This window comes from Dawidia cretensis (genome assembly GCF_018598175.1).
Classification (GTDB): Bacteria; Bacteroidota; Bacteroidia; order Cytophagales; family Cyclobacteriaceae; genus Ohtaekwangia; species Ohtaekwangia cretensis.
This window is the reverse complement of record NZ_JAHESE010000045.1, coordinates 32,499-42,252: the sequence shown is the minus strand read 5'-3', so window position 1 is coordinate 42,252 and position 9,754 is coordinate 32,499. Positions and strand designations below refer to the sequence as shown.

Here is a 9,754-nt window from a genome sequence, read left to right as displayed (position 1 = left end):
GTCCTCTTTAAGACGATAAAATTAGTAAAAAATCTTAACCTGACACTTGGTCCTTATGACAGTACCTTGCGCCAGATACGTTTTCGTTCTATCTATAGTGGAAAAAATCTTCCAGCGGGACGGTAACACCGGCCAATAGCATGTGCCGGTTCTTATCGTTCAACGTATTATTTGTCGAGTATCCATACCCAATCGAAGCATATCCCAAAAAAGTGAACGACAACGCATACACCCTCTCAAATACCCGGGCGTCTTTACGGCTCCTTTGGTAGAACAACATTTGCGGCTCTACACCAATGGGCTTCTTCACCTCCACCGAATAACCATCATAGCCGACACGTTCCCACCGTACATGCGCGCCAACACCCACGATCAAACTAAATTGGTACGAAGATGAAGATGAGCCGCCCGATCGCGTTTCTCTGGAACTACCATTGAGCGAAGGCGCGGCGAACGTCGGCAACAACACCATACGTTTCAGGTGTATGTCGGCACCGCGTGGCGTGCCGATAGGCCGTATGCGGTCGCGCGACAATCGCCAACCGCGTGGCCGCGATTCCTGGCTGTTTCGCAGTACCTGCAGGGTTTCCAATTGCATCGGCGTAAAATCGGTCGTATCAACTTTTTCAAGCTGGGCACTGACCGCCGGAATACAGAACAACAAAAATAACAACGTGAGTAGCGAGCTCACCGGGTGCGCCTGTAGAAAGATGCCCATACGCAGGTAGGTTAGATAGGTGTATCCTGAAAGTAACAATATCTGTACCAGAAAAACGTATACCCTATTCAGCCTGCTGTTTTAACAAGGCTATACGTCTGTAATGGAGCTCCATCTGCTGCTGCATGCGGCGGTCATAGTCGGTTTCCAACTCCCCGATTTTACTCACGAGAATAAACAGCTCCAGCGCCAGGAGAAAAATAAACCAGATCAGCCAGGCACCAAATGAAATACCAGATTCGGACAGTAGCGAAAACATCACTTCTAACTCATCTAAAAAACCAACGTTGGCCTTAATTTCCCCCTCAATTTGTTGACGCAGTCCGATCAATGAGCTATCCCTCTTTGCTTTTTCCTTATGTAATGCCAGGATCATTTTATCCATAGGCTCAAGCAGGCTTGCCTGGGGATTCGGCAACTTTCGTATCGACACGTTTGTACTTTTCCGCTTGGCTGTGTCATACGATATATCTTGTTCCACGATTTTAACAAAGGGATTTTTTGAGATTTCATCGATAATCTGCCTTTTCTCCTTCTCTTTAGAAACGATCGTAGAATCAATCTCTGCCAACTGGCGCCGATATTCCTCCGCGCGTATTGGAAAGACCCTCTTTACCTCATCTCCTATTGTCATTATCTTCCGTTTTTCGATGTCGTCCTTAAACATATTCTGGTCTATAATAACGGTTCCAATCATGGCCATGGAGAGTGCAATCAACGTACGAAACCCACCCATCAACCAACTACTCTTTGAAGCCAGAATCACCTGACGCTCAATCTGCACAATTAAGAATATCATCAAGATCGAACCCGCCAGACACATATACCAGGTTCCCTTCAAATAGCGCTCCGTAAAAGCATACCCGATAAACATCCATAACAAACAGATGATCAGCAACGCTGAAGTATATTTCAACAACCGCTTCTTCGACAGTTCGCTGCAAGAGCTGAGTATCTTATAATTGATACCCGTAAGAAAACACCCAAACTTAAGCCATCCGTTTCTCATATCTATTAAGGATTAGGTCTTCTTCCAAAGATTGCGTTGTATGTGATTGCCGCAAACCCATTGCGAAATCCTTTTTTGTATCCCAGTACCAGGTTCTGACACAACCCTTTGCCCGTGTCAGCATCATTACCAATGGTTTCCACTTCTTTCATTTCCTGTTCGACTGTTTTCTTGAATGTCACGAGCTCGTCGACAGTCTCCAGCATACCGCTCCGGCTGCGGGAATCAATGTGAAAATCGATCGTACGCAGGTATCCGGTGTAATACATCTTCACCCGGGCAATCAACAGTTGAAGGTCGTTATTGATGTACAGCACGTTCTCTTCCATATAACTGGTATCCGGATTAATGAGAGCATCCTCATATCCTCGCTTTTCCAGGTTTTGCTCCAGGTATTGGTACAAGGTGTGAATGTCGTTAGCCGCGCGTGCTTGTGGCTGCTCCGGCGATGTCTTGGCTGGCTTGCTTTTAGAAGCCTCGACAAACACATGCTCCGGCACCTCCGGCGTGGCCGTCCTGGTAACCGGCTCGGAGGCGATGCCGTGCAGGGTCAACACTTTTTCCGTTTTTACTTCTTCAACAGTGCCGGCACCGTTGGAACTTCTAGTAAAATTAAATAAGCTCATATTACAAGTAGATTACAGGTAGATAATAGGTACGTGATATTGGGCATGGCCCCGACCGTGGCAACGCTCACAGAGCGTGATCATCAAATTGTCGGCATAATCCCACGGGGCCTTAAACTGTCGCAGAGAAACGATGTAGTGATATTGGCGGTGATGTATCTGCAGCTTGTCACCACTGGCACAGAGCACGCAGCAACTATTATCGCGCTCCAGAATTTCAGCCCGGCGGGCAAACCAGCGCTTGTCAAACAATAGTTTCCCATAACTACCGTGACCCTTTTCTGGCAATTCAATCTCAATCTGCGCCACGATCTGATCTTTAAAATCATAGTCGCCAAAACGCGACCGGGTCAGCGAGCTGTTCCGGATCTTACCGACATGAAACCGACTTTCCATATTATGTAGCTTTTCGCTGGTATTCACCTATCAATCTGATAAACTCGGCAAACCGATCCATGGCGCCGGTGCGCGAGGTCATGATCGTGTCGTTCCATCCTTGCCCGGACGTAAAGGTGTATTCCGTATATAGGCAGATTGATAATAGCCGATTGCCTTTAAAGCGTCGGTCCGGCTCACCATCTTTGTTTAGGTATTGCCACCGTTGATCGACTACGGTCGCGTCCGCCAGTAAACTTTCGCTCTCCTGAAACCGAACGTCCTCCCGCTTGATCTGAATGTTTTTATAAAACACCGCCCCAAGCTGCCGCCCCCTTCGGAAAATAATCCTTTCGGGAAAAAAGTATACCTCTTTATCAGCCAGGTGCATGTAAGGCACCGACACGTTCATGACCAGGTGCGGTGATGGAAGGCGGTGGGACGAAATCTCCTTGATCAGAGTACGATCCACCGATTGATTGGCGCCACCATGGCGACGGCGATCCTCAAGGGTCTCGGTAGCTACATTATGCCAAATCCGGGATGTCGTGGCGAATTCCTGAAAAGACAGAATGAATTTATCGTACAATTCACGATGTCCTTCCTCCATGGTATAGTCCACAAACATCGTTCTTCGTCGCTCATCCCATCGTCGAATCCAGACAAGAGACGTTACCCACCCGGCCATCAACACGATGCCCAACACCAGAAATATCGGCATATCCGCTGACCGAGACTGGCAGAATCCAACATACAGCATCATTCCGATCAAGCCAGCAATAAGAACCGGTTTATAAAATGCAAATTGGCCAGCCTTTGATTCCAATTCGGATACAAAATCCTGCGAGTCCACATCCGTCAGACTGTTCATCGCAGCATCGTCTTCCACGTCGCGTACCTTTGCTTCAAACTCGGCTTGTTTGACCGACCAGGTATCTACGGCAGAAATACGCGATTTACCACGAATATTCTTTCGATAATAAATGCCGTTAGCACCAAGCGTAACATGCGTACCCCGACTGTTCACCCCGATCCGCGCACCCTTCACACCCATCGACATACCCACCCCTCGATTGGAGAATGAAAAACGAAATGGGCCAAAAGATTTCGACTTTCTGAAAGACCAAGCCATATACAAAAGATGGTTAGACAGTCTGATCCTCGGTAGGAGCGTTCGGGGCCTCTTTCTTGACAACGTCAATAGCGTTCTCACGATTTACTTTAGTAGTATATCCCTCGCTGCTACGTGCAATCACCTGGCCATTCTCTGCTTTCAAATTAAACCGATAATCATCTGTCTTATCGGTCCGTTCATAACGATTGTCATTCGGAGCGTTGCGCTTCACAGAGTCGATGCCATTGACGCAGGAAGGTTTGCCAACATATCCTTCACTAATTATAATGATTTTGCCGTTTCCGGCCTTAAAGCGGAAGTAGAACTCGCCATTCTTAGCTTTGAAGATTTCGAATTTGGGATTGTTCATGGTTATAGTATTTAATAGGTGATTCTTGATATTACTATTTACATCCACAGCCGCTTCCTGTCGTCCACTCACAACACGGCCCGCCGCAGTTGTCTTTTTTCTTCCCTGAACAACCACAAGATGACGTGGATGGGCAGTTCGTACCAGGCGTGGTACCATCTGTGAGATGCTCGCAGGCTTTGCCGTCGTTGTCATTATCAAGTTCGCCCAGGCACGATGGATCGGCGTCGAAAGCGGCTTGCGCTTCAGCCTGCGTGGCGTAGTCATCACAGGTCTTATCGGGGCATAGCGGAGTATCCGCGGTGCTACAGTGCGTAAATAACAGCAGGAACAGGAAGATAGCGCGATACATGGTGTTGGTGCGTTGACGATATGAAGTACGCGATGGCGGCGGGCTTTCGAACAACGTACTTTCCCAACCCTATCACGCGTCTTCCTGCCCTGGCTGAGAGCTTTCCGATCGTCACTGATGTTGCCAGCAACGACCATTGGCGCTGGCGGCACGCTTACAACGCGCACCGGCTTTTGTCAACGCACTACACTGCGATGAAGTCGTCGCTTTCTTCGCCGGTGCCGGGCGAGCTGGTTTTGATGAAGGGGCCGGCGTATTACGATCGTCAGATTTCTCTGATGCAGGGGTCGCCTCGTCAGCCTCAGCAGCGTCGTCCACCTCCACCGCGGGATTGCAGACGCTGCAGGCGTCGTAGCCAAGCTCCAGCGCCTTCGACAATGTGATCTCGATCTTACTGGTACGCAGGTACTGGCAGTAGTCGTCGTGATACTTCTTGCCTGTCTTCGTAACATATACCGTCTGGGCCTCGACCGGTGGCGCGGTGCAAGCCAACAGCCACAGACACCAGATAAACAACGTTAGCTTTTTCATGAGGCGACGACTCCTAACCGCATCAGTACACTCGTGACAAAGATCTTTCGGGGGTGCGGGGCGTTGCTGCGGTTGCAGAAATGGGTTATCGCATCGCGAATGGCCAGCCGGTCGAGGTAGCCAAAAGCTTCGTGGATCTTGTCGACAAGGTAATCTATTTCCCATTTTTCGGTGCAGGAAAAGAAGTGTGAGTCCTCCTTCTTTTGTTTCCGGTTATCATAATCGGACCAGTCCTCTAATACTTTACTTAAGCTCATAACACATAGGGGTTAACTATGCGCTAAAACTGCTTTACCGCCGCAATTCGTGCTACCCAACTTTCCGGACGAAACGCTATTTTTTCCCTTGGACAAAATAAGCTTTCCACACTATTTCACGCCCTGCAGCACCCAGGCATCGCCCGCTTGTACAAACGTGTAGGTCTCCGTAGGGGGCAAGGCGGTGATCGTGACCTGATGGCGTTTGGTGTCGCTCGCAGACTTCGGAAAGTCGAGCGTGGTGTATACCATGCGTACTCCCTCGGAATACGTCACCGTCACGGCGTAACCTTCCCCCTGCTCGGGCGCAACGATAGTTGTATACGTGACCGACTGCGGGTTATAAAACACCCAGGAGGAAGCGCTTGCATACACTTGTGGATTAACCATGCCATACTGATTAGCCGGCGTGAACTCCTTCATGGGTCGTTTCAGTGTCATCTCGACGTTATGTCGCCCGGAAACTTCTTTGCCGGGCCAGACCACAGTATATTCGTTTCGGTAGTACGAATTCGTATTCAAAAAGCTATCATATAAAACGACGGCACGCGACAACCCCTCAGGATTCATCTGCTGCCGGCGGATAAGCCCTTGCAAATTCTGATCTGTCGCCCGTTGCAAATCATGGATGCGATGTTCAATCGCTTCCGTCACGATGGCTGCTTTAGGATATTGAGAAAAGAAGGGTATGATGCCGTACACGGCCAGCGTTAACAGGAGACAGGCACAGGCTATCAGCAGGATTCGTTTCCAGTTGAAAACCGGTGGCGGCGGCGTTTCCGGGCATATGCCCACAGCCCGACAGATCTCCGTAGCGACGTAGTCGATTCCTTTTGTTGCCCGTACAGCAACAATATCCGCCATCAGCGGATACCGTGCCGCCAGCTCTTCCGGTGTAATATCATATAGTACCGGAAGGATCAGATTTTTATTCTCCTGTTGCTCCCGGCGCAAAAAGGTGAAAAACTCACCCAATGCCCAGATCTTGGTCAGATAGGTCGGGCTTAAGATCACGACGCCGAAACGGCATTTATCAAGTCCCTGAAAGATGGTGTCAATTAAGCGCTCGCCGATACTGAGCTCTTTGCCCGAATACCATACTTTTACTCCCTTCGCCACCAGCGCATCGTACAATTCGTTGGCAATAGCCATCTTATCCTCCACCGCGTGCGAGATGAAGACGTCATACCGGTATTTAGCTTTAGCCATCCCTTTCGTATTTAGCGTTAATACTCTACTAAACAGGAATAACTCACAAACCCACTTTCCGGGTACAACGGGTACTTTTCCGAAGTCTACCGAATGATTTTCAGTCTCCCCAGCACTTCCTCCCGATAGCCATCGCTCATCTGCACCTGCTTCTTACCAAAATGAATGACGTTACCATCGAGCGACGCAATACGATTTAAATTCACCACATACGAGCGATGCGCACGCACAAAATCCTCCTGTCCCAGTTGCTCCCAAATGTGATTCATACTGGTGGAAAAGGTGTACTCCTTTGTTTCCGTCACGATGTTACAATAGGCACGATCCGCCTGGAGGTATAAAATGTCGTCGAGCTTCAGCCGGCGGAACACCTGGTTATCTTCGCGTAAAAATACATGGTCTTTCTTAACAGGGCGCCTGGCCGCATGCGTATTGGCATTTGTAAAAGCAATATCAATGGCCCGTACCAGGTCAGCCTCGTTAAAAGGTTTGGTAATATAGGCGGCGGGTTGCGTTTTCTTCGCGCGCTCCAGCGTCTTTTGGTCTGCAAAGTCAGACAGGTAAATCACCGGTATGTCGTATTCTTGTGTCAGCACAAGGGCCGCCGAAATACCATCCATGGCGCCGGCCAGCTCAATGTCCATCAGCACAAGATCCGGCGGCGTTGTCTTCACAGCCTCCAGGGCAGCTTCACCGGAGTCATATATGCCGGAAACTTCCAGTCCGTGCTTGCGTAGCTTGCCCGCAATGTCCTCGGCAATCAGGGCTTTGTCTTCCACAATGAGTACGTTTATAGCAGTCATAACTTTATAGGGGTAATACAATACGATAGGCGGTACCGGCCTGGGTTTCTACATCGACCTTTCCCTTCAACTCTTTAATCAACATATTCACCATCTTCAGGCCAAACGAGCCAGATCCCTCCCGTGTCTTCTGCGGACCCATGCCCACGCCGTTGTCGCGCACATCGATCCGCACCTCCCCTGCGCGTGGCTCCTGTAAGCGGATCTCCAGCGCGGGTGCCGGATGCTTGTCATACGCATACTTCAGCGCATTGCTGACCAGCTCGTTCAGGATCAACCCGATGGGAATAGCCTTGTCAACATCGATGGACACCGCGTCACATTGTATCCGCAGCTGCAGTCGGTCCGTCGTAAATCCATAGGTATGCACCAGGAAGTCGCCCAGCTCTTCGACATACTCTTTCATATCGATGGTGCGGTTGTTATCGTCACGGTAAAGCTTCTTATGAATAAGCGCCATGGCGTTGACGCGGCTCTCGCTGCTTTTAATCGCAAGCAGCGCGTCTTCATCCTTCACATTCTGCGACTGCAGGCTTAGCACGCTCGACAATATTTGCAGGTTATTCTTAACCCGATGGTTCAGCTCCTTAAACAGCGTCTCTGCTTTTCTCTTGTTTTGCTGGCTGGACCTGTACAATAGGTATATCACAATAACCACAATGGTAACCCCCATGGCCAGCCCAATGAGTCTATTGATCCATTGCTGATGCTGGATGGCCTCCTGGCCCATTTTCGCCAGTTGTTCCAGGTTTTGCCGGGTTTTATACTGAATATTGAGGGCCTGAAGGCTCTGCGCCTTGTCTTTGTTCAGCAAACTATCTTTAACCATCAACAATTCCTCCACGATCTTTACCGTGAGGTCGTTTGGATGCATCGCGCGATACAATGCCAGTCGTTGCTCCAATAACTGGCGCAGGTAATCGGGGGCACGCCCTGCGCGCGCCAGCCTTTCGGCGCGGTCCAGCAGTTCACCCGCCTCCGCATATCGTCGTTGGCGCAGCTGCAGTTCAATCAAATTATGGAGTACAATAATCTCGTCGATGCGGGAATCGGCTGCGGTATGAATGGCGAGGGCTTCCTGCAAAAGCGATGTTGCACGGCGCTCATCTCCCAGTGCCATATATGTTTCTCCGAGCAGGTTTAACGTCTTTCCCAATGCCTTGGTATCACGCGCATTCCGTTTTATATTTTCAGCGCGGATCAAGCAGCTCAAGGCGCTATCGTATCGATGCAGGCGTAGAAACGTTTCGCCCTTGTTGTTGAGTAGCGGCGCAATATAAGCGTCGATACCCGCCGCCCGTGCCGCGTGTACGGCATTATTAAAAGAAACGAGGGCATCCTGATAGTCTCTTGTCTTCAGGCAAATATTGCCTTGTGTATTGTAGCCGATGATCAGGTACGCACCCGGTGGTCGGCGTTCGAGATAGTCGAGCGCGTTTAACAGCGTATCAAGTGCCTCTTCGTAGAGACCGATCTCTTTATAGACCATTGCCAGGTTGATCTCTACGGCCATCGCGTTGCCGCGTTTACCATGCTGTTGGTATAGGTAAAGCGCATCGCTAAAGTAATAAATAGCGCTGTCCAGCATACCCTTGCGCTGTAACAACGTACCGAGCGCGTTCAGCGACGAAGCATTCAGGGTATCGTTGGCAGACTTAAACCGTGGAGAAAGCGACAATTTATAGTAATAAAAAGCGCTGTCATCGCGCTTGAGACTATTATAGTAGAATCCGATATGAGACAAGGAAAAGGACGTCCGATACCGATTACCGGCAGCCTGCTCGGTCTGCACGGCGCGCCGGAGGCTGTCCAGCTTTCGATCCTGAGCACCGGCGCTAGTAAACGTGAGTACAAATACCACACATCCTATAGATATAAAACGCATACGGATAGAGCACAAGGCTGGTTAGATCATACTAAGATAAAGAAAACGGTGAAGTCCTCAAGGACTCCACCGTATAAAAGGCCCCGTTACGGTTTGGGCGGGGGCGGAATAACGATCGGAATGTCCTCGTTATTCGTAGGAGCAACATACTCCTCCGTGCAGCTTACAGCAGTGATAGAAATAAACACGACAAGCAATAGATATTTAAAGGTTTTCATTTTTGTTACTAGTTTTAGTTTTCGGAAGATTCTCCAGAAGGCTGGCGGAAAAGGCATGGAAGTCCCGGGGCAGGTCTGGATGGACCTGTCATTTCAATCCCGTGCGGATTTCTCGCCAGTTGCCTGGAACTTTACTTAAGCCATGGAGTGTGTGACTTGCCGGAGATCTTTACCGTGGCTGCCTCCATGAAAGCAGCACCGCGTAAACATCTCGTCGCAAGCGTTGATCGATCGATCGCGTTAACGTAGTTCAAAGGTGAATAAAGGCCGTACGATAGCCTACCCGT

At 49.6% G+C, this 9,754-nt stretch carries 12 protein-coding genes; 1 reads left to right on the top strand and 11 read right to left on the bottom strand.

Going from position 1 to position 9,754, the window contains the following annotated elements:
- Positions 1-88: 88 nt before the first annotated feature.
- From KK062_RS27155 to KK062_RS27130, 6 genes are all read right to left on the bottom strand, one after another.
- Complete coding sequence (locus KK062_RS27155; RefSeq protein ID WP_254087533.1) at positions 89-718, bottom strand: hypothetical protein; 630 nt, start codon at positions 716-718, stop codon at positions 89-91.
- 64 nt (positions 719-782) lie between these two features.
- The gene (locus KK062_RS27150) at positions 783-1,727 is read right to left on the bottom strand and encodes a DUF4407 domain-containing protein (protein ID WP_254087532.1); all 945 of its coding nucleotides are present in this window, start codon (positions 1,725-1,727) and stop codon (positions 783-785) included.
- Positions 1,728-1,732: 5 nt separating this feature from the next.
- A complete protein-coding gene (locus tag KK062_RS27145; RefSeq protein WP_254087531.1) occupies positions 1,733-2,353 on the bottom strand; it encodes a hypothetical protein in 621 nt (206 codons plus the stop codon).
- Positions 2,354-2,365: 12 nt separating this feature from the next.
- Positions 2,366-2,749: an HNH endonuclease gene (locus KK062_RS27140; protein WP_254087530.1), complete on the bottom strand. Its 384-nt coding sequence runs from the start codon at positions 2,747-2,749 to the stop codon at positions 2,366-2,368.
- A 1-nt stretch (position 2,750) separates the two neighbouring features.
- Positions 2,751-3,860, bottom strand: coding sequence for a DUF4236 domain-containing protein (locus KK062_RS27135; RefSeq protein WP_254087529.1), 1,110 nt, complete (start codon positions 3,858-3,860; stop codon positions 2,751-2,753).
- Positions 3,861-3,873: 13 nt separating this feature from the next.
- Positions 3,874-4,212 carry a YegP family protein gene (locus KK062_RS27130; protein ID WP_254087528.1) on the bottom strand — a complete coding sequence of 113 codons (339 nt, stop codon included), beginning with the start codon at positions 4,210-4,212 and terminating at the stop codon, positions 3,874-3,876.
- A 166-nt stretch (positions 4,213-4,378) separates the two neighbouring features.
- Here KK062_RS27130 and KK062_RS30845 point away from each other — a divergent pair, with 166 nt between their 5' ends.
- A complete protein-coding gene (locus KK062_RS30845; protein ID WP_262899329.1) occupies positions 4,379-4,501 on the top strand; it encodes a hypothetical protein in 123 nt (40 codons plus the stop codon).
- A gap of 174 nt (positions 4,502-4,675) precedes the next feature.
- Here KK062_RS30845 and KK062_RS27125 read toward each other — a convergent pair whose 3' ends face one another.
- The 5 genes from KK062_RS27125 to KK062_RS27105 form a co-directional block, all read right to left on the bottom strand.
- On the bottom strand, positions 4,676-5,095 hold the full coding sequence (locus KK062_RS27125) for a DUF5763 domain-containing protein (RefSeq protein ID WP_254087527.1): 420 nt from the start codon (positions 5,093-5,095) through the stop codon (positions 4,676-4,678).
- The gene (locus KK062_RS27120; protein WP_254087526.1) at positions 5,092-5,352 is read right to left on the bottom strand and encodes a hypothetical protein; all 261 of its coding nucleotides are present in this window, start codon (positions 5,350-5,352) and stop codon (positions 5,092-5,094) included. Before KK062_RS27120 ends, KK062_RS27125 begins: the two co-directional genes overlap by 4 nt.
- Positions 5,353-5,463: 111 nt before the next feature.
- Positions 5,464-6,561, bottom strand: coding sequence for a toll/interleukin-1 receptor domain-containing protein (locus KK062_RS27115; protein ID WP_254087525.1), 1,098 nt, complete (start codon positions 6,559-6,561; stop codon positions 5,464-5,466).
- An 86-nt stretch (positions 6,562-6,647) separates the two neighbouring features.
- On the bottom strand, positions 6,648-7,364 hold the full coding sequence (locus KK062_RS27110) for a response regulator (RefSeq protein ID WP_254087524.1): 717 nt from the start codon (positions 7,362-7,364) through the stop codon (positions 6,648-6,650).
- Positions 7,365-7,368: 4 nt separating this feature from the next.
- Complete coding sequence (locus tag KK062_RS27105; RefSeq protein ID WP_254087523.1) at positions 7,369-9,225, bottom strand: tetratricopeptide repeat-containing sensor histidine kinase; 1,857 nt, start codon at positions 9,223-9,225, stop codon at positions 7,369-7,371.
- Positions 9,226-9,754: the final 529 nt, after the last annotated feature.